Raw genomic sequence first — 23,414 nt, 5'->3', positions numbered from 1 at the left:
ATGAGCAGCAGAAAAATCGGCGATGTCATTCTGGACATCAAGAACATCAGCCTGCGCTTTGGCGGCGTGAAGGCGCTGACCGACATCAGCTTCAACGTGCGCGAGCACGAGATCCGCTCCATCATCGGCCCCAACGGCGCAGGCAAGAGCTCGATGCTCAACTGCATCAACGGCGTGTACACGCCCAGCGAGGGCTCCATCACCTTCCGCGGCCAGACTTTCAGCCACATGAACAGCCGCCAGGTGGCGGAGATGGGCGTGGCGCGCACCTTCCAGAACCTGGCGCTGTTCAAGGGCATGAGCGTGATCGACAACATCATGTCCGGTCGCAATCTGAAGATCAAAAGCAACATCTTCCTGCAGGCGCTGCGCTGGGGCCCGGCCGAGCGCGAGGAGATTCGCCACCGCGAGTTCGTTGAGCACATCATCGACTTTCTGGAAATCCAGGCCTACCGCAAGACGCCCGTGGGCCAGCTGCCCTACGGCCTGCAAAAGCGCGTCGACCTGGGTCGCGCGCTGGCCATGGAGCCGCAGGTGCTGCTGCTCGACGAGCCCATGGCCGGCATGAACCTGGAAGAGAAGCAGGACATGAGCCGCTTCATCATCGACGTGAACGAGGAGTTCGGCACCACCATCGTGCTGATCGAGCACGACATGGGCGTGGTGATGGACATCTCCGACCGCGTGGTGGTGCTCGATTACGGCAAGAAGATCGGCGATGGCCCGCCTTCGGAAGTCGTGCACAACGAAGACGTGATCCGCGCCTACCTGGGCACGTCGCACTGAGCAGGGGCTGCAAGAAATCGAAGGAGACCCATCATGGCATTTTTTCTTGAGACCCTGTTTGGCGGCCTGATGACGGGCATGCTGTATTCGCTGGTAGCGCTGGGCTTCGTGCTCATCTTCAAGGCCAGCGGCGTGTTCAACTTCGCGCAGGGCGCGATGGTGCTGTTCGCCGCGCTGGCGATGGCGCGCTTTTCCGAATGGCTGCCCAAGTGGACGGGCATCGACAACCCGTGGTTTGCCAACATCGGCGCCTTTGTGATCGCCGCGCTGATCATGTTCGTGGTGGCCTGGTTCATCGAGCGTCTGGTGCTGCGCCACCTGGTCAACCAGGAAGGCGCCACGCTGCTGATGGCCACGCTGGGCATCACCTACTTCCTCGAGGGCGTGGGCCAGACCATCTTCGGCAGCGAGATCTACTCCATCCACATCGGCATGCCCAAGGACCCGGTGTTCGTGCTGGAGTCCATGTTCGAAGGCGGCGTGCTGGTCAACAAGGAAGACCTGATCGCCGCGCTGATCGCTGCCGCGCTGGTGGCGCTGCTGACACTGTTTTTCCAGAAAACCGGCACGGGCCGCGCGCTGCGCGCCGTGGCCGACGATCACCAGGCGGCGCAATCCATCGGCATCCCGCTCTCGCGCATCTGGGTCATCGTCTGGACGGTGGCCGGCATGGTGGCCCTGGTGGCCGGCATGATCTGGGGCAGCAAGCTGGGCGTGCAGTTCTCGCTGGCCACGGTGGCGCTGCGCGCGTTGCCGGTGGTGATCCTGGGCGGGCTGACCTCGGTGCCCGGCGCCATCATCGGCGGGCTGATCATCGGCGTGGGCGAGAAGCTCTCCGAGGTCTACCTGGGCCCCTACGTGGGCGGCGGCATCGAAATCTGGTTTGCCTACGTGCTGGCGCTGGTGTTCCTGCTCTTCAGGCCGCAGGGCTTGTTCGGCGAGAAGATCATCGACCGTGTGTGACACACAGGATCCAAGGAGTCATAAAGCATGTTCTATAGAGAAAACGGTCAGTTCAAGACCAGCTACCGGGCCGATCAGCAGATCTTCCCGATCCGGCAGGATCGCATCGCCATCGGCCTGATCCTGGCCTTTGCCTTCATCGGCGTGCCGCTGCTGGCCAGTGACTACCTGTTCCTGTCCATCCTGCTGCCCTTCGTCATCATGTCGCTGGCAGCGCTGGGGGTGAACATCCTGGTGGGTTACTGCGGCCAGATCTCGTTGGGCTCGGGCGCCTTCATGGCCATGGGCGCTTATGCGGCCTACAACGCCTATATGCGCATTCCCGGCATGCCGCTGGTGGTGGCGCTGATCATCGGCGGCATTGCCGCCATGGTGTTTGGCGTGCTGTTTGGCTTGCCCAGCCTGCGCGTCAAGGGGCTGTATCTGGCTGTGGCCACGCTGGCGGCGCAGTTCTTTGCCGACTGGATGTTCCTGCGCGTGACCTGGTTCACCATGGATTCGCCCTCGGGCTCGGTGTCGGTGTCCAACCTGAAGGTGTTTGGCATGCCGTTGGATTCGCCTGTGGCCAAGTACCTGTTCTGCCTGACGGTGCTGGTCATCATCGCCTTGCTGGCCAAGAACCTGGTGCGCAGCGCCACCGGGCGCGAGTGGATGGCCATTCGCGACATGGACGTGGCCGCCGCCGTGATCGGCATCCGCCCGCTGTACGCCAAGCTCAGCGCCTTTGCCGTCAGCAGCTTCATCGTCGGCATGGCCGGCGCGCTGTGGGCCTTCATCTACCTGGGCGCGTGGGAGCCCGCCGCGTTCTCGCTGGAGGCCATGTCGCTCAAGCTGCTGTTCATGGTCATCATCGGCGGCATGGGCTCCATCATGGGCAGTTTCTTTGGCGCGGCCTTCATCGTGGTGCTGCCCATTGCGCTCACGCGCATCCTGCCGGTGCTGGCGAGCCTGGTGGGGGTGGAGTTCTCCACCACTGCGGTCTCGCACGCTGAACTGATGATTTTCGGCGCACTGATTGTGTGGTTCCTGATCGTTGAGCCGCACGGCCTGGCCAAGCTCTGGTCCACGGCCAAGCAAAAGCTGCGCGTCTGGCCCTTCCCGCACTGATGCCTGGCCCTGCCTGGGCGGGCGCTGTCAGCGCCGCGCCCGACTCTTTTCACCCCCCTCAAAGGAGACAACCATGAAACGTTCCCTGAACCTGATCACCGCTGCGGTTGCCGTGGCCGCGTCGCTGGCAGCGCCTGCCGCCATGGCGCAGGAGCAGTTCATTCCGGTGCTGACCTACCGCACTGGCGCTTACGCCGCCAACGGCACGCCGATCGCTAACGGCATGGTCGATTACTACAAGTACATCAACGCCAAGGGCGGCGTCAACGGCGTGAAGATCGCCTTTGAAGAATGCGAAACCGGCTACGACACGGCGCGCAGCGTGGAGTGCTATGAGCGCCTCAAGACCAAGGGCGGCGGCGCGGCGCTGGTGCATCCCTGGTCCACTGGCGCGACCTTCGCCCTGACCGAGAAGGCCCCTGTTGACCAGGTGCCGCTGATCACCACCGGCTATGGCCGCAGCGAGAGCCAGGACGGCATGGTGTTCAAGTGGAACTTCCCGCTGGGCGGCACTTACTGGGTGGCCGCTGACGTCATCATGAAGGCCATTGCCGACAAGGAAGGCGGCATGGACAAGCTCAAGGGCAAGAAGATCGCGCTGGTCTACCACGACAGCCCGTTCGGCAAGGAGCCCATCCCACTGCTGCAGGAAATGGCCAAGCAACAGGGCTTTACGCTGCAAATGCTGCCTGTGACCGCGCCCGGCGTGGAGCAGAAGTCCACTTGGCTGCAGGTGCGCCGTGATCGCCCCGATTACGTGCTGCTGTGGGGCTGGGGCGTGATGAACTCCACCGCGCTGAAAGAAGCCCAGGCCACCGGCTATCCGCGCGAGAAGATGTACGGCGTGTGGTGGGCTGGCGCCGAGCCTGACGTGAAGGACGTGGGCGCAGGCGCCAAGGGCTACAACGCCGTGACGCTGATGCACTCGGCCGACAAGAACTCGCCCATCGTCAAGGAGATCCTGGCCACGCTGCACGACAAGGGCCAGGGCACTGGGCCGAAAGAGGAAGTGGGCGACGTGCTGTACCTGCGCGGCGTCTTCAGCGCCATGATCGGCGTGGAAGGCATCCGCGCTGCGCAGGAAAAATTCGGCACAGGCAAGGTCATGACTGGCGATCAAGTGCGCTGGGGCCTGGAGAACCTGGACCTGACGCAGGACAAGCTCGACGCGCTGGGCTTCAAAGGCGTGCTCAGCCCGATCAAGACCAGCTGCAAGGACCACATGGGCAACATGCAGGCGCGCATCCACACTTGGGATGGCAAGGCCTGGAGCTACACCACCGACTGGATCCAGGCTGACGAAGCCCGCATCAAGCCGCTGGTGGACGCCACCGCCAAGCGCTACGCCGACGAGAAGAAGGTGCCTGTGCGCCCTGAATCCGACTGCAGCTGAGCGGGCCTGATGGCTGGGCAGGCGGCTGCCGCGCAGCAGCGCCGCCTGCCAGCCATTGGCACGCATTGCCCCGCCGTGCAGGCGGGGCCATTTCGACGACGAGGTTTTCTCACATGAACAACGCCGCATCCACCACCGCCCCCATCGTGCTCAATGTCAATGGCATCGAGGTCATCTACAACCACGTGATCCTGGTGCTCAAGGGCGTCTCGCTGGCCTTGCCCGAGAGCAGCATCGTCGCCCTGATGGGCGGCAACGGCGCGGGCAAGACCACCACGCTGCGCGCCATCTCCAACCTGCTCAAGGCCGAGCGCGGCGAAGTCACCAAGGGCAGCATCGAGCTGCGCGGCGAGCGCATCGAAAACCTCTCGCCATCCGATCTGGTCAAGCGCGGCGTGGTGCAGGTCATGGAAGGGCGGCACTGCTTTGCCCACCTGACCATCGAGGAAAACCTGATGACGGGCAGCTACACCCGCACCGACAAGGCCGAGATCGCGCGCAACCTGGAGAAGGTTTACACCTACTTCCCGCGCCTGAAAACGCGCCGCACCAGCCAGGCCGCCTACACCTCCGGCGGCGAACAGCAGATGTGCGCCATTGGCCGCGCACTGATGGCCAACCCCTCCATCGTGCTGCTCGACGAGCCCAGCATGGGCTTGGCGCCGCAGATCGTCGAAGAGGTCTTCCACATCGTCAAGGACCTCAACACCAAGGAAAAAGTCACCTTCCTGCTCGCGGAGCAGAACACCAACATGGCCCTGAAGTACGCCGACTACGGCTACATCATGGAATCGGGCCGCATCGTCATGGACGGCCCAGCGCAGGATCTGGCCAACAACGCCGACGTCAAGGAGTTCTACCTGGGCATCGGCGGCGAAGGCCGCAAGAGCTTCCGCGACATCAAGAGCTACAAGCGGCGCAAGCGCTGGCTTGCCTGATGCGCCAGCGCCCTGACCGACTCGTTTGATTGGAGGAGACTGCATGACCAGCCCCAACCTGGATTCCCTGGAAACCCGCGCGCCACAAGAGCGCGAGCAAGCGCTGCTGGCGGCCCTGGCCGCCCAGGTGGCCAACGCCCAGCGCCGCAGCGCTGCCTTTGCGGACATTTTGCAGGGCGTGGACGCCAGCGCCATCACCAGCCGTCAAGCCTTGGCACAGCTGCCGGTGACGCGCAAGTACGAGCTGCTCGAACGCCAGAAGGCCCAGCGCGCGCAGGACTTGTTCGGCGGCTTCAGCGCCATCGGCTTCGGCCCGGCCATGCGGCGCGTGTTCGCCAGCCCAGGCCCGATCTACGAGCCCGAGGGCGTGGCCGTCGATTACTGGCGCATGTCTCGCGCGCTGCGCGCGGCCGGGCTGAAGGCCGGCGAGCTGGTGCACAACAGCTTCAGCTACCACTTCACGCCCGCAGGCTCAATGATGGAAACCGGCGCCCATGCGCTGGGTTGCACCGTCTTCCCTGCCGGCACCGGCCAGACTGAGCAACAGGCCCAGGCCATTGCCGAACTGCGCCCGGCCGCCTATGCCGGCACGCCCAGCTTCCTCAAACTGTTGGTGGAAAAAGCCCAGGCCATGGGGCTGGACATCGGCAGCCTGAAAAAAGCCCTGGTCTCGGGCGAAGCCTTCCCGCCCTCGCTGCGCGAATGGCTGCAGCAGCACGGCATCGAAGGCTACCAGTGCTATGCCACGGCCGACCTGGGGTTGATCGCCTATGAAACCGAAGCCCGTGAGGGCCTGGTGCTCGACGAAGGCGTGATCGTCGAAATCGTGCGCCCCGGCACCGGCGAGCCCGTGCCCGAGGGCGAAGTGGGCGAGGTCGTGGTCACCACACTGAACCCGGACTACCCGCTGATCCGCTTCGGCACCGGCGACCTCTCTGCCGTGCTGCCCGGCCAATGCCCTACCGGCCGCACCAACACCCGCATCAAGGGCTGGATGGGCCGCGCCGACCAGACCACCAAAGTGCGCGGCATGTTCGTGCACCCGGCCCAGGTGGCCGAAATCGCGCGGCGCTACCCACAGGTGCAAAAGGCGCGCCTGGTCGTCAGCGGCGCCATGGCCAGCGATCAGATGCAGCTGCTGGTGGAGACCACCGAAACCTCCGGCGGCCTGGCCGGGCAGATTGCCGACACCATCCGCGAAGTCACCAAACTGCGCGGCGAGGTGCAGCTGGTGCCGCCGGGCAGCCTGCCCAACGACGGTAAGGTCATCGAGGACGCGCGCAGCTACGACTAGGGCGGCGCGCCTGCCTGCCGCTCGCAGCAGCAAGTGGCCGTGCCAAAGGCGGGAAGGCGTCACATAGCCCTATGGAAAACCCTGATCCTGGTGTTTTTTGACAATCGTTGACGTTTGCGGTGTGGAGCTCGGCCATACTGAGCGGCGGTGAAACATTGGCTTGCATATGTGTGCGTGCGCGTGGTTGCTCTGGCGCTGTGCAAGCCGAAAGCCTGTTCAACGCCTCTGCACGCTGAAAACCCCAGGCAAGGCCTGCACAAATCGCAGCGCTACGCGCATCTGCATCTGCGGATTCGGGCGGCCTGGCGTCGTTGCCAATAGCCCACTCGCGTCCGAGACCTTGAACAGGCCCTGACAGCACAAAAGCGCAAGCCGGGTGCAGAGCGCCCTCGGTGGATGAATGGAGAGTGCCATGGGCAAGCCTGGATGTCACAGCATCGGCAGTGAGACACACAAATACCGCACAGCCCTGCTGTTTTGCAGCAGTTGCTTTGGGATCATCTATGCCCAGCATGCTCAGGCCCAAGCGCAGGCCATGACGATGGAACGCCTGAGCGTGTTCGCGCAGGCCGGTGGGCAAAGCGCCGAGGACAGACGCCTGCCCAGCACGCGCGAAGGGTTGGCGGCGCTGGGCTTGCGGGCAGTCTTTTCCGAAATGCAGCAGCCCAATGGCGACTGGCATTGGATCTGGCAGCTGAGCAACGACAGCGGCGCGGATTTGTCTCAGCTGCGCTTTACGGCCGTGCTGGACGCCGACTTGAATGCCGAGCACAACACCTTTTTCAACGAGGCCGGCCAACTGATTGCCTTGCAGGCGCCGGATCTGCACATTGCCGCTGACCGCTGGGAAATTGGCGAGCCGGGCTATCTGCGCGGCGATCTGCTCTCGCGCGCCGTCAGCGGAGCGCTGAACAACCAATCGGCATGGACGGCGGCGCAGGCCGACGACGTGGCCTTTGCCGCCTCCTTGCCCGTGCCCCTGCTCAAGGCCGGGCAGGTGGTGACGCTGACGGCCATTGCTTCGCGCCAGGGGCGCAGCGGCCAGTTGCAAAGGGACACGCAGGACGGCGCCCAGGCGCAGTTTCAGTTCTATGCTCGGCTGGGGCAGGACCCCAGCCCGGCGCCGAGCCCAACACCGAGTCCAAGCCCGTCACCAAGTCCAAGCCCGGCACCAAGTCCAAGCCCGGCACCAAGTCCAAGCCCAGCGCCGAGCCCAGGCCCAGCGCCGAGCCCAAGCCCAGCGCCGAGCCCAAGCCCAGCGCCGAGCCCAAGCCCAGCACCGAGTCCAAGTCCAGCGCCGAGTCCAGGTCCGGCGCCAAGCCCAGGTCCGGCGCCAAGCCCAGGTCCGGCACCGAGTCCAAGCCCGACCCCCAGCCAAATCACGCCGGTGCCCGTGGCTGGCCCCTGGGGCAGCGTGTGGCTGGCCTTGGGTCTGGCGCTGGCCGGGTTGTTGGGCCGTGGCAAAGGGCGGCGCGGTGCTGGCGGCGCTGACCAGTCTGACCGCAAGGCGCGCAAGCGGTCAGGCGGTGGCTTCTGGGGCCTGTTTGGGGCCTGGCTGCTGGCGGCGCCGCTGCTGTGGAGCGTGCCGGAGCCAGCGCAGGCCATCTTCCTCAATGGCGATTTTGAAATCGGCACCTTCGACGACTGGGTGGCCGGGCATGGCAGCAACCCTGGCCTGCAGGGCCTGCCGCCTTTCAACGAAGGGGCGATTCGCATCACGCCCGGCGGCACGCGGCTGCTGGAGCTCATCGGCGCTGGCGTCGATCCGCGCGCGCCGCATCTGGTGCTGCCGCGCCAGGGCAATTACTCGGCCAAGGTCAATGATGAAACCAATGGCTACCACCTGAACTACATCCAGCAAAAGGGCACGATCCAGGAAAGCGACCGCGATCCCGTCGATGGCAAGCTGCACGTGCGCTTTTCCTATGCCGCCGTGCTGGAAGACCCGGGTCACGAACCCCAGGGGCAGCCGTACTTCCACGTCTATCTCAAGGACTTGACCAGCGGCCAGACCCTGTACGACGACTTTGCCTACTCCAACCAGCCGGGCCGGGTCTACTACGTCACCCGTTACCGGGGCGGCAAGTGGGTTTCCACCCCGTTCATCGACGTGGACATCGTCGTGCCCGACTCCAGCCTGGGTCATGAGCTGGAAATCCGCGCACTTGGGGCAGATTGCGCCCATGGTGGCCACGGCGGTTACGTTTATGTCGATGCCTTTGGTTCGCTGGCCATTCCGCCGCAGGGCGCCTGCATCCACGACCTCAAGGCGCGCGGCAAGCCCGGCAATGTGCAGCTGACCTGGGGCGACACCGGCGCGGCCTCCTACGCCGTGTACCGCGCCACGGCCCTGCAAGGCCCCTTTGTCAAACTGGGCGAGACCCAATCGCGCTATGCCACCTGGCTGGACCGCAGCGTGGCCGCAAACACCCCTTACTACTACAGCGTGCGCGCGTTGGACACCAACGGCAACGAAATCTGCACATCCGGCGAGATAGTCGGCGTGGCGCCCGAGGACTGGAGCCCGGGCGACGCGCTCAACCGCGCGCCTTACTTCACCAGCGCGCCGCAGCGCAGCGCCGACGTGCGCAACCCCTGGAGCTACCAGCCCCAGGTGCACGACGAGGACGGCGACAGCCTCAGCTACGTGTTGCACTACGGCCCCACCGGCATGACGCTCGATGCCGCTACCGGCGCGCTGCAGTGGCAACCCACGTCCACGGGCGACTTCCGCGTCAACCTCGGCGTCAGCGACGGCCATGGCCACCAGGCCAGCCAGGCCTTTGCTATCCGCGTGACCGACAGCAACCAGCCCCCGCAGATCGGCAACAGCTTCCCCGGCAAAGTGCCCGCTGGCGTGCGCCTGACGCACCAGGTGCAGGCCAGCGACCCCGAAGGCGACGCCCTGATCTACAGCATCGGCAGTCAGGCCACGGGCATGGACATCTCGTCCTCCGGCCTCATCACCTGGCAAGACCCCCAACCTGGGCGCTACCCCGTCACCATCGTCGTGGCCGACACGCACGGCGCGCGCGACACCCAGCAGGTCGTCGTTGCCGTCGAAGCCTTCCCCGAATTCACCAGCACCCCCGTCATCGGCGCCAGCGTGGGCCAGCCCTACCGCTACCAGGCGCGCGCCACCGACCGCGATGGCGACCCCATCACCTACAGCGTGCTCGAAGGGCCGGCGGGCATGGTCGTTGACGCCGCCAGCGGCCAGGTGCAGTGGGACCCCACGGCCACCGGCAGCTTTGCCGTGCGCCTGGGCGCGGCCGACCCCAGCGGCAACACCGCCCAGCAGCGCTACCAGATCACCGTGCGCACCGAGCCCAACCGCGCCCCGGTCTTTGCCAGCACCCCCGTCACCCACGTCGTCTACCCGGCCAGCTACAGCTACCAGGCCCGCGCCACCGACGCCGATGGCGACCACCTGCTCTGGAGCCTGCTGCAAGCGCCCCCCGGCATGGAAATCAGCGCCACTGGGCACCTCACCTGGAAATTCGACAACGCCACCAACGGCCGCTTTGCCGTGCGCATCCAGGTCGATGACCAGAGGGGCGGCACCGCCGTGCAGGAATACCAACTGCAAGTGGGCGCCTTCGCCAACAGCCCGCCCACCATTCGCAGCGCCCCGGCCAGCCAGGTGCGCGCCGGGCAAACTTACAGCTACACCATCCAGGCCAGCGACCCCGACCAGGACGCCCTGAGCTACGCCCTCGTGCAAGGCCCGCAAGGCAGCGCCAGCGCCCCTGCGCTCACCAACAACCAGCTCAGCTGGGCCACGGCCGATGCCGACGTGGGCGTGCACGACTTCCAGATCAGCGTCAGCGACAGCGCCGGCAACACCGTGCTGCAAACCTGGCAGATCGAAGTGCTGCCCGCCAGCGGCAACCGCCCGCCGGTCATCCAATCCAGCCCGGCCGTGAGCGCGCAAGCGGGCAGCCACTACCAATACCAGGTGCAGGCCAGCGACCCCGACGGCGACGCCCTGAGCTACCAGCTTGCCCAAGGCCCTGCGGGCATGCACATCGACGCCGCCAGCGGCCTGGTGCAATGGCCCATCCCCGCAGGCACAGCCGGGCGCTTTGCCGTGGCCATCGACGTCAGCGATGGCCGCGCAGGCGCCGTGCGGCAGGAATTTGCCATCGGCGTGGGCATCGGCGCCAACCGCCCGCCCATGATCGGCTCCACCCCCACAGCCAGCGCCAGCGCCGGCAGCACCTGGCGCTACCAGGTGCAGGCCAGCGACCCCGATGGCGACAGCCTCACCCTGAGCCTGAGCAGCAGCGACCCCGCCATCACCCTGGGCGCTGGCGGCCTGGTCGAATGGGCAGTGCCCGCAGGCGCCACTGGCAGCGCCACCCTGGAAATCACCGCCGACGATGGCCGCGGCGGAGCCGCCGCGCAAATCTTCAGCGTGGTCATCCAGGGCGCGGGCGGCACAAGCGGCAACCGCGCGCCGCGCATCAGCAGCCTGCCTGCCGTCACCGCCGCCCAAGGCAGCGACTGGCGCTACCAGGTGCAGGCCAGCGACCCCGATGGCGATCCGCTGGGATACCAGCTCGCCCATGCCCCCGCAGGCATGCACATCGACGCCAACGGCCTCATCCAGTGGCGCGTGCCCGCCGACCTGGCCGGCCTCGTGCCCGTGGGCCTGGAAGTCAGCGACGGCCAGGGCAGCCTGGCGCGCCAGAGCTGGGACATCTCCATCGCCGGCAGCGGCAACCGCGCGCCGCGCATCACCAGCGCCCCGCCCGTGCAGGCCACGGCTGGCAGCGCCTGGCGTTACCAGGTGCAGGCCAGCGACCCCGATGGCGACCCCTTGAGCTACCGGCTCGCCCAGGCTCCCTCGGGCATGCAGATCGACGCCGCCACCGGCCGCATCGACTGGACCCCCAGCGCCGCGCACAACGGCCCGCAGCGCGTGAGCCTCATCGTGCGCGACAGCCACGGCGCCCAGGCCCAGCAAAGCTGGCAGGTCTACGTGCAGCTCTCGGCCAACCGCCCGCCCAGCATCGGCAGCCAGCCCGTGCAGCGCGCCCAGCCCGGCCTGACCTACAGCTACCAGGTGCAGGCCAGCGACCCCGATGGCGACCTGCTGAGCTACCAGCTGCACACCGCCCCCGTCGGCATGAGCATCAGCGCCACCGGCGCCATCCTCTGGACCAACCCCACGGCGGGCAACCACCCCGTGGAACTGCGCGTGAGCGACCCCCACGGCGCCTGGGCCAGCCAGAGCTGGACCCTGCGCGTGGGCGCCAACGGCCAGCCCGTCATCCACAGCGCGCCCGTCAGCAGCGCCCAGCGCGGCCAGCCCTACAGCTATCAGGTGCAGGCCAGCGACCCCGATGGCGACTTCCTCACCTACCAACTCAGCGGCGCGCCCAGCGGCATCAGCGTCAACGCCAGCGGCCTCATCAGCGGAGTGCCCGCCAGCATCGGCAACCACACGCTCACCGTCACCGTCAGCGATGGCCAGGCCAGCGTCCAGCAAAGCTGGACCCTGCACGTGAGCGAGCCCATCGTCGCCCCGCTGGCCGCCAGCGTGCAAATCGCCCCGCCCGTGCTGCAAGTGGGCCAAAGCGCCGCCATCACCATCCTGCCCAGCGGCGGCACGCCCCCCTACACCCTGCACAACCCCGCCATCGCCGGGCGCAGCCACCCCTTCACCCCCAACGACAGCGCCAACCCCAGCGCCTGGCAGGCCAGCTACACCGCCACCACCGCCGGCCGCTACCCCGTGCGCGCCACCGTGCGCGACAGCAAAGGCGCCAGCATCAGCGTCGAAGAAGCCTTCAGCGTTGCCCATGCCGGCGACAGCGACGACCCAGTAGCCCAAATCACCGCGCCGGCCAGCAGCGAGCAAATCAGCGTAGCCACCATCAGCTCGCCCACGGACGTGGTGGGCACAGCCAGCGACGCGCACCTGGCCCGCTGGCAACTGCTCATCAGCCCATCGGGGCAGAACCAATGGAGCGAACTGGCCCAAGGCAGCAGCAGCGTGATCGACGCCAAGCTCGGCCACATCCAAAGCCAGACCATCGCCAACGGCCTGTACGACATCGGCCTGATTGCCACCGACACCAGCGGCAAGCAAACCAGCGCGCGCATCACCGTGGCCATTGAAGGCGCGCAAAAAACCGCGCCGCTGCAACTGAGCTTCGAAGACCTCAGCCTGGACGTAGAGGGCCTGCCGCTGACCGTCACGCGCACTTACGACAGCCTCAAGCGCCACCAATCGCTGGACTTTGGCCACGGCTGGAGCGTCAACTACCAGGACATCCAAATCCAGACCAACGGCCAGCTCGGGCGGCACTGGAGCTTCGAGCAAGTGGGCAGCGGCTTCAACCGCCGCATGTGCGCCCGCCCCGCCGGCGCGCGCGTAGCCAGCGTGCGCCTGCCCGGCGGCCAGCTCGAACAATTCGAGTTGCGCGCCCAGCCCGAATGCGTGCCCTTGCTGGGCTGGATCGGCAACATGGACATCGCCATCGCCTTCCAGCCCAAATCCCGCAACCAAAGCGGCGCCCAGCTCGAAGCCATCAATCACGGCCAGCTCAGAATCATCAACGGCGCGCTGTTCGACATGGGCAGCGTCGACACCTTCGACCCCAGCCAATTCAAACTCACCCAACGCGACGGCAGCCAATACCTGCTCGACAAACACTTCGGCATCCGCCAAATCAAAGACCCGCGCGGCAACACCCTCGACTTCCACGAAAGCGGCATCCGCCACAGCGGCGTGGACGGCTGGGCGCTGCAATTCGTGCGCGACGCGCAAGGGCGCATCAGCCAAATCCACGGCGCAGGCCAAACCCACCACTACCAATACGACAGCGCGGGCAACCTCATCAGCCACAGCGAGCCCAGCGGCGCGCAATCGAACTACCGCTACAGCGCCCAGGCCGGCCAGGCCCACCTGCTGACCGACTACACCGACCCCCTGGGCCGCCTGCTGCTCAAAACCGAATACGACCAGGACGGGCGCATCGTGCGCCAAACCGATGGGCAGGGCAAAACCATCCACATCAGCACCGATGTGGCCCGCCAGCGCCAAACCATCAAAGACCGCAACGGCCACACCACCGTCTACGACTTTGACCAGAGGGGCAACGTCACCCAAATCACCGACGCCGCTGGCGGCATCACCCGCTACGCCTACGACGCCAACGACAACGAAATCGAAGTCATCGACCCGCTGGGCCGCAAAACCACCCGCGCCTACGACCAGTTTGGCAACATCACCGAAGAAACCAACCCCCTGGGCCAAACCACCCGCACGGCATACAACAGCGCAGGCCAAATCACCCGCATCACCGACGCGGCAGGCCACGCCACGGTCAACACCTGGGACAGCGCCACCAATGACCTCACCGCCATCACCAACCCCCTGGGCCAGGCCACCCGCCTGGGCTACGACCCCAAGGGCAGCCTCAACCGCCTGACCGACGCGGCGGGCAACGCCACGCGCTACAGCTATGCCCGCATCAGCGGCGCCCAGCGCAAGCAAAGCGAGACCGCGCCCGACGGCACCCAAACCAACTACCAATACGACGCAGCAGGCCAGCTCAGCAGCACAGCCACCAGCGCCGTGCTCAGCCCAGGCGCAGCGCCCACGGCCATTCAAATGGCCAGCGAGCACGATGCCGCCGGACGCCTGACCAGCCAAACCGACCCTGAAGGCCAGCGCAGCAGCTACCACTACGACGCCGCCGGCCAACTCACCCAGGAAACCAACCCCCTGGGCCAGATCACGCGCCACCAATACAACCAGCGTGGCGACAAAACCCAAACCACCCACCCCAGCGGCCTGACAGACACCTGGGCCTACGACGCAGAAGGGCGCGAAACCCGCGCCTGCCAGGCCGGCCTGTGCACCCAAACCCAATACGACAGCCTCGGGCGCGCCATCCAAACCACCGACCCTGCCGGCCACACAAGCGCCACCGCCTACGACGCCGCCGGGCAAATCACCAGCGCCACCGACGCTCTGGGCCACAGCACCACCTACCAATACGACCTGGCAGGGCGGCAAACCCAAAGCACCGACCCCCTGGGCCGCAGCACCCACTACCGCTACGACGCAGCCGGCAACCTCACCGAAGAAACCGACCCCCTGGGCCAGATCACACGGCACAGCTACAACGCCGCCCACCAAAAAACCGCCACCACTCAGCCCAGCGGCGCTGCCACCCACTACCAATACAGCGCAGTAGGCCAAAGAACCGCCCAGACCAGCCCAGAGGGGCGCACCACCGGCTACAGCTACGACAGCCTCGGGCGTTTGAGCCAAGTCACTGACGCCCAAGGCAACGCCACCGGCTACCAGTACAACAGCCAAGGCCAACTGCTCGCGCAAACCGACGCTGAAGGCAAAACCACCCAATACGGCTACGACAGGGCAGGGCGCAGAGTGCAGCGCACCCTGGCCGACGGCGCAAATGAGGCCCTGCACTACAACGCCCTGGGCCAACTCACACAAAAAACCCACTTTGACGGCAGCCAAACCACCTGGGAATACGGAGCCGCAGCCAGCGGCAACATCCCCAACCCCGCCTGGGGCCAAATCACCCGCGAACACCGCGCAGACGGCAGCAGCCAAAGCCGCAGCTACGACAGCCACGGCCGGCACATCCAGACCAGCGACAGCCGAGACGGAACAGAAACCCGCGACCTCGATCTGCTGGGCCGAGTCACCCAACAAAGCACCACCCACAGCGCAGCGCAACTGAGCGGCAGCAGCGCCTACCAAAGCCGCCAAAACTACCAATGGGACGCCAACAGCCGCCGCACCCAACTGCACACCCCCGCCAGCGGCAACAGCCCCGAACACCGCATCAACGCCAGCTGGGACGCCGCAGGCCAACTGCAAAGCCTGCAAGCCAGCAGCGACGCCGCCGCCAACCAATTCACCCACGACGGGGCAGGCCGCCTGACGCACATCCAAAGAAGCGACGGCTCAAGCACCAGCTACCAATACACCCCGGACGGGCACATCAGCCAAATCCGGCACCAGGGCAGCCAAGGCCAAACCCTGGCCCAGTTCGACTACCAGCACAACCGCGACGGCCAGCGCACGCAGGCAGTGGAAGTCATCCATGCTGCGGGCAGTACTGCGCCTACTACCCAACGCACCATCGACTGGACATACGACCCGGCGGGCAAACTCACGCAGGAACACATCCAGCAAACCCAGCCCACGGCGCAAACCCTGAGCATCGCCTACCAATACGACAAAGTCGGCAACCGCACGTCCCGCACAGTCACAGGCGCAATCAACCAAACCACGACCTACCAATACGACGCCAACGACCGCCTCACGCAGAGCAGCGACAGCATTGAAGGCACGACAAGCTACCGCTACGACCGCAAAGGCAACCTCGTTGAAAAAGCCAACGGCAACAACAAGACCGCCTACAGCTGGAACAGCGACAACCGGCTCATCAAGGTCGAGCACACAGGCCAAAACAACAAAACCATCCAATACGGCTACGACCCGCAAGGCAGGCGAATCAAGAAACTCGTCACCCAAGGCACGAGCAAAACCGAAACCCACTACAGCCTGGACAGCGAGCGGCCTTATCACGAAGTAGTCGTTGAAAGCACGCGCGTCAACACCCAGCCCTGGACGCACAAGACCTACGTCCACACCCCGGGCGGAGTGGGCGAGCTCATCAGCCAAAGCGACGGCGCGACCACCAAACAAATCTACGCCGACGCACAGGGCACCACGCGCCTGATCGCAGATGGCAACACAAGCCGAAGCTACAGCTTTGATGCCTTTGGCAACTGGCTGGAAGGCGACAGCCTGGCAGCAGACCAAAACCCGCCCACGCACCTGTACACAGGCGAACGTTATGACGCGGACACGGGCCTGATCTACCTCAGGGCCAGGGACTACGACCCGAGTACCGGGCGCTTCATCAGCATGGATGAACACCCCGGCGACCAGCGCATCCCGCTGACGCTGAACAAATACCTGTATGCCAATGCCGATCCCGTGAATCATGTTGATCCTAGTGGGAATTTTGGGATTGGTGGTTTTAGCTTTGGTGGCGCATTGACATCTCTTAATACATTGGCAAACATGTATACCATCGCCTCCATTGGCTTTGATGTAGCTACCGGCAATTACGCTGGTGCAGCCGAAGATATTGCCAGTGAGCTTATCTGTGTGAAATTTGGCAAGGCATTGTGCGGGATGGTGAAAAAGCATCTTGGCTTTTTCTTTAAGCACATTAAGGTTAATGTTGGAAACCTTCGGTTGGGGAATTTAAATCCAAGTTCTGTGGATCTTGATATTAATATGAGGGAAATGGGGATATTTCGTCCTCCTGGAACACAGGCGCATCATATTGTTGGTAAGGCATACGACTCGGGTAAACAGGCGATGGCTTTGCTTCAGAAACACAACATCAATATCAATTCCCCTTTGAATGGGGTTTACTTGGCGGGTTGCAAAAGCGGTATGTCGGGGGCAGTCCATTGTGGTAATCATACCAAAGCGTATGCTAATTATGTTTTGCGTGAATTATCCTCAGCTGATGCAGTGGGAGGTAGAGATGAAGTTCTTCGCGCATTAGACAGGATGAGACGAGAGCTTCTGAGTGGAGAAATTGAATTAAATACAAGAGGTATCAATCCATGAATTTTTATATGTATTCGATGTGGTCCAGGTATACGGCCTTGGTTATACGTGACGAGGATATTCAGGATGATGCTAATGGCAATTCAACTCAAGAATTTGAAGTTACAGTTCGTCTGAAAGATCCTTTGCCTCTGGATAGGTATAAAAAATTGAAGATGCACCCCTATCGAGAGAGTCGAAAAACACTTGATGGATCAGATTTTCCTTCTACGAATCTGATGATTATGAGTGAGCGGGCTGTCGATGCTTTGAAAGAATTGATATCAAAAGATGGAATTTTTTATCCTTTGGATATTATTGGGGTTAGCGATAAATATTTTTTGTTTCATGTAACGAGAACTATTAATTGTATTGATGAGGAAATGTCTGAGGGGAATTTGAATCGTTATGACTCGATGGATGCAAAATTTACATATATTAGAAAATTCTACTTAAAAAAAGAAATGATTGAGCCTGGGGTGCATGTTTTTAAAGATGGCCGTTATGGGAATTGGTATAAGTTTGTGAGTGATGATTTTTATTCGATCGTCAAGAAAAATAAGTTGAAGGGTTTGTTGCTTTATCCGGAGGGTGTGGATCAAATGAATGGAAAGCCTTTAATAGTGAATAAATCCCTTGCCAAGGAGCCTGTGCAAACTTCGTGGCAATAGATTCCAGTGATTTTGGTTGATAGCAGATGAGGAGCGAGTTGAAGTCGAAATTCATCTTTGCCTCACTGGCCGCAACTCTGGCCCTATGGCAGCCTAACGTAAGCTTCCCCTCAATTGAGACAGTTCTAAAGGAGAACTTTTGGCAGTCTATGAAGATGACTGAAGGAGAGTTCAGATGCGCAAGAGCAAGTTCACTGAATCCCAGATTGTGGGGATCCTGAAGGAGGGCGATGCAGGCATTCCCGTCAAGGATCTGGTGCGTAGTCACGGCATCAGCGTGGCGACCTACTACAAATGGAAGAGCCGCTATGGCGGCATGGATGTTGCGGAGTTGGCGCGGATGCGCGAGCTTGAGGCTGAAAACAGTCGTCTCAAGCGCTTGTATGCCGAGCAGGCGCTGGAGATTCATGCCTTGAAGGATGTCATTGCAAAAAAGCACTGGGACCGCTAGAGCGGCGCGAGTTGGCGCAGGTTCTGGTGGTTGAGCATGGCTTGTCGGTGCAACGGGCGTGCCGCGCCAGTGGTCTGGCAAAGGCTTCGTGGTATCGGCCGGCGACGGAAACGATCGCGAAGGATACCCAAGTCATTGACGCATTGCAGGGGCTGGTTGCACGGCACGGGCGATGGGGCTTCTGGAAGTGCTTCCGGCGCCTGCGCCTGGATGGGCACCCTTGGAACCACAAGCGGGTCTGGCGGGTGTACTGCCAACTCAAACTCAATCTGCCGAGACGGACGAAGAAGCGCCTGCCGATGCGGGAGAGACAGACACTGAACGTGCCAATGCAAGCCAATGCCCTATGGTCGATGGATTTCATGGCCGACACGCTCTGCGGAGGCCGGCGCTTCCGCACCCTCAATGTACTGGACGAAGGCGTGCGTGAAGCCCTGGCCATCGAGATTGACACCAGCCTGCCGGCCGAGCGGGTGATTCGTGCACTGGAGCAGCTGAAGCAATGGCGCGGTTTGCCCAAGGCCATTCGTTGTGACAACGGCCCTGAATACACCGCACAAAGCTTGGTGGAGTGGTGTCGCAAGCATCACGTCGAGCTGCGCCACATCCAACCGGGCAAGCCGAACCAAAACGCTTACATTGAACGATTCAACAAAACCTATCGCGCCGAAGCGCTGGACGCGCGCCTGTTCGAAGATCTTGAGCAGGTGCGCGACATCACCGACCTCTGGCTGCAAAGCTACAACGAAGAACGCCCGCATGAGTCGCTCGGCAACCTGCCACCGAGCGTCTTTCGTCAACAATGCGAACGGGCAAATTCTCCTTTACAACTGTCTGCTTGACGGGGAAGGCTACGAGACCATCGCCAACGGCCTGTACGACATCGGCCTGATTGCCACCGACACCAGCGGCAAGCAAACCAGCGCGCGCATCACCGTGGCCATTGAAGGCGCGCAAAAAACCGCGCCGCTGCAACTGAGCTTCGAAGACCTCAGCCTGGACGTAGAGGGCCTGCCGCTGACCGTCACGCGCACTTACGACAGCCTCAAGCGCCACCAATCGCTGGACTTTGGCCACGGCTGGAGCGTCAACTACCAGGACATCCAAATCCAGACCAACGGCCAGCTCGGGCGGCACTGGAGCTTCGAGCAAGTGGGCAGCGGCTTCAACCGCCGCTGGCCCATGGCCCGTGGCGCATGGCATGGGCTGACTACAATGGCCGGGTTTTGATGCATGAAGGACATAGACCCATGGTTCCCCACCTCGTCACCGCATTGACCGGCCCTATCAGCGAGCTGGAGCAGCGCATTCTTGAGTCCATGCCCGCCATTGAGCGCTGGTTCCGCCTGGAGTGGATGGAGCACACGCCGCCGTTTTACTGCTCGGTGGATGTGCGCAATGCGCAGTTCAAGGTTGCGCCGGTGGATACCAACCTGTTCCCTGGCGGCTGGAACAACCTCACGGCAGAGATGCTGCCGCTGGCGGTGCAGGCCACGATGGCGGCGATCGAGAAGATTTGCCCGGAGGCGCGCAATCTGCTGCTGATCCCCGAGAACCACACGCGCAACCCCTACTACCTGGCCAACGTGGCGCAGTTGCAGCGCATTTTCCGCGCCGCCGGCCTGAATGTGCGCATCGGCTCGATCAGCCCGGAGATCACCGAGGACACGACGGTGACGCTGGCCAATGGCGAAGAGCTGCTGCTCGAACCAGTCAACCGCACCAAGCACCGCCTGCAGGTCAAGCAGTTCGACCCCTGCACGATCTTGCTCAACAACGATTTGTCGGCAGGCACGCCGGGCATTTTGGAAGACCTGCACGAGCAGTTCCTGCTGCCGCCGCTGCATGCTGGCTGGAGCGTGCGCCGCAAGAGCCAGCATTTCAAGGCCTACGACGACGTGGCCAAGAGCTTCGGCAAGATGCTGGGCATCGACCCCTGGCTGATCAACCCGGTGTTTGCGCAGGCCACGGGGGTGGATTTTGCACAGGGCCAGGGCATTGAGGCCCTGCAAGAAAACGTCAACGCCGTGCTCGCCAAGATCCGGCGCAAATACAAGGAATACGGCATCACCGAGAAGCCTTACGTGGCCATCAAGGCCGATAACGGCACCTACGGCATGGGCGTGATGATGGTGCAGGACGCGGCCGAGCTGGACAGCATCAACCGCCGCACCAAGAACAAGATGTCGGTCATCAAGGACGGCCAGCAGGTCAGCGATCTGCTGATCCAGGAGGGTGTGGCCACCATCGAAAGCATCGACGGCGCCACGGCCGAGCCGGTGGTGTACATGCTCGACCGCTACGTGGTGGGCGGCTTTTACCGCACCCACGCCAGCAAGGGCGCTGAGGAAAACCTGAACGCGCCGGGCGCGACCTTTCTGCCACTGAGCTTTGAGCCTGGCCACGTGCTCGATGCCAAGGGCAAGCCCGGCGAGGCCCTGCCCAACCGCTTCTACATGTATGGCGTCATCGGGCGCCTGGCCATGCTGGCGGCCAGCTACGAGCTCGAGCGCACCAACCCCGAGGCGGAGGTGTACTGACATGATTCTTGTCACTGGCGGCGCTGGTTTCATCGGCGCCAATTTCGTGCTCGACTGGATCGAGCGCGTCGGTGAGCCCATAGTCACGCTGGACAAGCTCACCTACGCAGGCAATCTGCAGAACCTGGCGCCGCTGCAAGGCGATGCGCGGCACCAGTTCGTGCAGGGCGACATTGCCGATGCCGAGCTGGTAGCCAACCTGCTGGCCGAGCACCGGCCGCGCGCCATCGTGCACTTTGCCGCCGAAAGCCACGTGGATCGCTCCATCCACGGCCCGGAGGACTTCTTGCACACCAACGTGCTGGGCACCTTCCGCCTGCTGGAGGCTGCCCGCGCGCACTGGGGCGCGCTGGACGGGGCCGAGAAGGCAGCGTTTCGCTTCCTGCACGTCTCCACCGACGAGGTGTACGGCACGCTCGCGCCCGATGCGCCGGCCTTCACCGAGCAACACCCCTACGAGCCCAACAGCCCCTACAGCGCCACCAAGGCCGCCAGCGACCATCTGGTGCGCGCCTGGTTCCACACCTACGGCCTGCCGGTGCTGACCACCAACTGCAGCAACAACTACGGGCCGCTGCACTTTCCGGAAAAGCTCATCCCGCTGGTCATCACCAACGCCCTGGCCGGTAAGCCCTTGCCCATCTATGGCGATGGCCAGCAGATCCGCGATTGGCTCTACGTCAAGGACCACTGCAGCGGCATTCGCCGCGTGCTTGAAGCGGGCACGCCCGGCCAGACCTACAACATCGGCGGGCACAACGAAATGGCCAACATCGACATCGTGCGCCGCATCTGCGCGCTGCTCGACCGGCTGCGCCCGCGCGCCGATGGCCTCAGCTACGCCGAGCAAATCCGTTTTGTCGCCGACCGCCCCGGCCACGACCGCCGCTACGCCATCGACGCGCGCAAAATGCAACAGGAACTGGGCTGGGCCCCAGCCGAAACCTTCGACAGCGGCATCGAAAAAACCGTCCAGTGGTATCTGGACAATGCCGACTGGGTGCGCAACGTGCAAACCGGCGCCTATCGCGACTGGCTGGCCAAGCAATACGCCGCGGCCTGAACGCGAGCGCCTGTTCAAAATCTCTGCACGGCGGGCAATTAGCGGATTGGGGCAGCCCGCAGCGCTGGCAAGGCCTTGCCGGGCCACGTACAGGAGGGCATCCAACCATGAAAATTTTGCTATTGGGAAAAAACGGCCAGGTCGGCTGGGAGCTGCAGCGCAGCCTGGCCGTGCTTGGTGAGGTCATCGCGCCCGAGCGCAGCGATGCCCAGCAGGGCGGCGACCTGGCCCAGCCCGAGGCGCTGCGCGAGGCCATTCGCCGCATCGCGCCACAGGCCATCGTCAACGCCGCGGCCTACACCGCCGTCGATCGGGCGCAAAGCGAAGCTGAGCAAGCCCACGCCATCAACACCGTGGCGCCGCAGGTGCTCGCCCAAGAGGCCAGCGCCCTCGACGCCTGGCTGGTGCACTACAGCACGGACTACGTCTTTGACGGCAGCGGCCACACCCCGTGGCGCGAGAACGATGCCCCAGCCCCGCTGTCCGTCTATGGCCAGAGCAAGCTCGCCGGCGAACAGGCCATTGCCCAAAGCGGCGCCAAACACCTCATCCTGCGCACCAGCTGGGTCTATGGCGCGCACGGCAACAACTTCCTCAAAACCATGCTGCGCCTGGGCGCCCAGCGCCCGGAACTGCGCATCGTGGCCGACCAGATCGGTGCACCCACCGGCGCCGAACTGCTGGCCGACGCCACCGCGCAGGCCCTACTGCAAGCCATGCAGGGCAGCCCGGCCTTTGGCGGCATCTACCACCTCACGGCCAGCGGCGCCACCAGCTGGTTCGACTACGCGCAATACATCTTCGAACAGGCGCGCCGCATCGACCCGGCCACCGCCTGCGCCCAGCTGGTGCCCATCCCCAGCAGCGAATACCCCACACCTGCTGCCAGACCGCTGAACTCGCGCCTGGACACCACGCACTTCGAGCACACCTTCGGCCTGACCATGCCGCCCTGGCAACAGGGCGTGGCACGCGTCGTGGCCGAACTGCTGCAACCTGGCTGGACGCAGCAATAAACGCGCTCAATCCAGCGCCACAGCCAGCGAGGTCGCGCCGCCCAGCGCCGCCTCGCTTTTTTGCCGTGATGCCAGAGAGCAACAAGCAAGGCAATTTCACTGCTTGTAAAACGTGCAATACGCACTCAACTCACGCGCCCGCGAGAGGCGCGACCGAGGAGGTCAGCAAGGCGCAAGCCGAGCGCGATGTTTCAACTCACGCGCCCGCGAGAGGCGCGACGACCCTCGACGCGCAGGCCGTGGTCGTCCTGCGCGTTTCAACTCACGCGCCCGCGAGAGGCGCGACATGGCGCGCATCCAACGCATTGCAGCCAGGCTGGAGTTTCAACTCACGCGCCCGCGAGAGGCGCGACGCAGTGACGGGCTGGGCAGCGACGAATGGCTTGGGGTTTCAACTCACGCGCCCGCGAGAGGCGCGACGACGCTGTTTTTGCCGTAGGTGTAGGACAGGCCATCGTTTCAACTCACGCGCCCGCGAGAGGCGCGACAAACAGGCGCCGATAAGGCAGACGAAAGCAGAGAGTTTCAACTCACGCGCCCGCGAGAGGCGCGACATCCGCAGGCGGGC

The 23,414-nt window shown here is 63.8% G+C and carries 13 protein-coding genes and 1 CRISPR repeat array (1 of these 14 running past the window's edge); all 13 genes read left to right on the top strand.

What is annotated here, in order from left to right; genetic code table 11:
- The 13 genes from CLI93_RS08160 (at position 1) to rfbD (ending at position 22,846) form a co-directional block, all read left to right on the top strand.
- On the top strand, positions 1 to 786 hold the full coding sequence (locus CLI93_RS08160) for an ABC transporter ATP-binding protein (protein WP_095541611.1): 786 nt from the start codon (positions 1 to 3) through the stop codon (positions 784 to 786).
- A 33-nt stretch (positions 787 to 819) separates the two neighbouring features.
- Positions 820 to 1,749: a branched-chain amino acid ABC transporter permease gene (locus tag CLI93_RS08155; protein ID WP_095539646.1), complete on the top strand. Its 930-nt coding sequence runs from the start codon at positions 820 to 822 to the stop codon at positions 1,747 to 1,749.
- A gap of 27 nt (positions 1,750 to 1,776) precedes the next feature.
- A complete protein-coding gene (locus CLI93_RS08150) occupies positions 1,777 to 2,856 on the top strand; it encodes a branched-chain amino acid ABC transporter permease (RefSeq protein ID WP_095541610.1) in 1,080 nt (359 codons plus the stop codon).
- Between the two features lie 73 nt (positions 2,857 to 2,929).
- Positions 2,930 to 4,249 (top strand): ABC transporter substrate-binding protein, encoded by a 1,320-nt coding sequence (locus tag CLI93_RS08145; protein WP_095541609.1) that lies wholly within the window; start codon positions 2,930 to 2,932, stop codon positions 4,247 to 4,249.
- A gap of 113 nt (positions 4,250 to 4,362) precedes the next feature.
- On the top strand, positions 4,363 to 5,187 hold the full coding sequence (locus tag CLI93_RS08140) for an ABC transporter ATP-binding protein (RefSeq protein WP_095541608.1): 825 nt from the start codon (positions 4,363 to 4,365) through the stop codon (positions 5,185 to 5,187).
- 43 nt (positions 5,188 to 5,230) lie between these two features.
- Positions 5,231 to 6,481 carry a phenylacetate--CoA ligase family protein gene (locus CLI93_RS08135; protein WP_095541607.1) on the top strand — a complete coding sequence of 417 codons (1,251 nt, stop codon included), beginning with the start codon at positions 5,231 to 5,233 and terminating at the stop codon, positions 6,479 to 6,481.
- Between the two features lie 412 nt (positions 6,482 to 6,893).
- On the top strand, positions 6,894 to 17,126 hold the full coding sequence (locus CLI93_RS15550) for a putative Ig domain-containing protein (protein WP_172424216.1): 10,233 nt from the start codon (positions 6,894 to 6,896) through the stop codon (positions 17,124 to 17,126).
- Positions 17,123 to 17,776, top strand: a complete 654-nt coding sequence (locus CLI93_RS14850; protein WP_143326331.1) for an imm11 family protein — start codon at positions 17,123 to 17,125, stop codon at positions 17,774 to 17,776. The genes CLI93_RS15550 and CLI93_RS14850 overlap by 4 nt, the downstream gene beginning before the upstream one ends.
- Positions 17,777 to 17,951: 175 nt before the next feature.
- A protein-coding gene (locus CLI93_RS08120) for an IS3 family transposase (protein ID WP_238945723.1) occupies positions 17,952 to 19,069 on the top strand; the annotation gives its coding sequence in 2 pieces (ribosomal slippage) (positions 17,952 to 18,204 and positions 18,204 to 19,069; 1,119 coding nt in all).
- Complete coding sequence (locus tag CLI93_RS08115; RefSeq protein WP_095541605.1) at positions 18,987 to 19,457, top strand: DUF6531 domain-containing protein; 471 nt, start codon at positions 18,987 to 18,989, stop codon at positions 19,455 to 19,457. Before CLI93_RS08120 ends, CLI93_RS08115 begins: the two co-directional genes overlap by 83 nt.
- A gap of 20 nt (positions 19,458 to 19,477) precedes the next feature.
- A complete protein-coding gene (gene gshA / locus CLI93_RS08110; RefSeq protein WP_095541604.1) occupies positions 19,478 to 20,767 on the top strand; it encodes a glutamate--cysteine ligase in 1,290 nt (429 codons plus the stop codon).
- 1 nt (position 20,768) lies between these two features.
- Entirely contained in the window at positions 20,769 to 21,830 is a 1,062-nt protein-coding gene (rfbB, locus tag CLI93_RS08105; protein WP_095541603.1) for a dTDP-glucose 4,6-dehydratase, read from the top strand.
- A gap of 107 nt (positions 21,831 to 21,937) precedes the next feature.
- A complete protein-coding gene (gene rfbD / locus CLI93_RS08100; protein WP_095541602.1) occupies positions 21,938 to 22,846 on the top strand; it encodes a dTDP-4-dehydrorhamnose reductase in 909 nt (302 codons plus the stop codon).
- A gap of 122 nt (positions 22,847 to 22,968) precedes the next feature.
- Positions 22,969 to 23,414: direct repeats of the CRISPR family, unit length 32 nt; unit sequence GTTTCAACTCACGCGCCCGCGAGAGGCGCGAC (it continues 720 nt past the right edge of the window).

It is taken from the genome of Vandammella animalimorsus (genome assembly GCF_002288875.1).
In the GTDB taxonomy this organism is placed as follows: Bacteria; Pseudomonadota; Gammaproteobacteria; order Burkholderiales; family Burkholderiaceae_C; genus Lampropedia; species Lampropedia animalimorsus.
The sequence above is the reverse complement of the archived record's forward strand: the minus strand, read 5'-3'. Positions and strand labels throughout refer to the sequence as shown.

Bases quoted from the DNA above. Each gene is read 5' to 3' on its own strand.
- gshA (WP_095541604.1), top strand. From the start codon at position 19,478: ATGGTTCCCCACCTCGTCACCGCATTGACCGGCCCTATCAGCGAGCTG.
- CLI93_RS08135 (WP_095541607.1), top strand. From the start codon at position 5,231: ATGACCAGCCCCAACCTGGATTCCCTGGAAACCCGCGCGCCACAAGAG.
- rfbD (WP_095541602.1), top strand. From the start codon at position 21,938: ATGAAAATTTTGCTATTGGGAAAAAACGGCCAGGTCGGCTGGGAGCTG.
- CLI93_RS14850 (WP_143326331.1), top strand. From the start codon at position 17,123: ATGAATTTTTATATGTATTCGATGTGGTCCAGGTATACGGCCTTGGTT.
- CLI93_RS08150 (WP_095541610.1), top strand. From the start codon at position 1,777: ATGTTCTATAGAGAAAACGGTCAGTTCAAGACCAGCTACCGGGCCGAT.
- rfbB (WP_095541603.1), top strand. From the start codon at position 20,769: ATGATTCTTGTCACTGGCGGCGCTGGTTTCATCGGCGCCAATTTCGTG.
- CLI93_RS08155 (WP_095539646.1), top strand. From the start codon at position 820: ATGGCATTTTTTCTTGAGACCCTGTTTGGCGGCCTGATGACGGGCATG.
- CLI93_RS08160 (WP_095541611.1), top strand. From the start codon at position 1: ATGAGCAGCAGAAAAATCGGCGATGTCATTCTGGACATCAAGAACATC.
- CLI93_RS08115 (WP_095541605.1), top strand. From the start codon at position 18,987: ATGAGTCGCTCGGCAACCTGCCACCGAGCGTCTTTCGTCAACAATGCG.
- CLI93_RS15550 (WP_172424216.1), top strand. From the start codon at position 6,894: ATGGGCAAGCCTGGATGTCACAGCATCGGCAGTGAGACACACAAATAC.
- CLI93_RS08145 (WP_095541609.1), top strand. From the start codon at position 2,930: ATGAAACGTTCCCTGAACCTGATCACCGCTGCGGTTGCCGTGGCCGCG.
- CLI93_RS08140 (WP_095541608.1), top strand. From the start codon at position 4,363: ATGAACAACGCCGCATCCACCACCGCCCCCATCGTGCTCAATGTCAAT.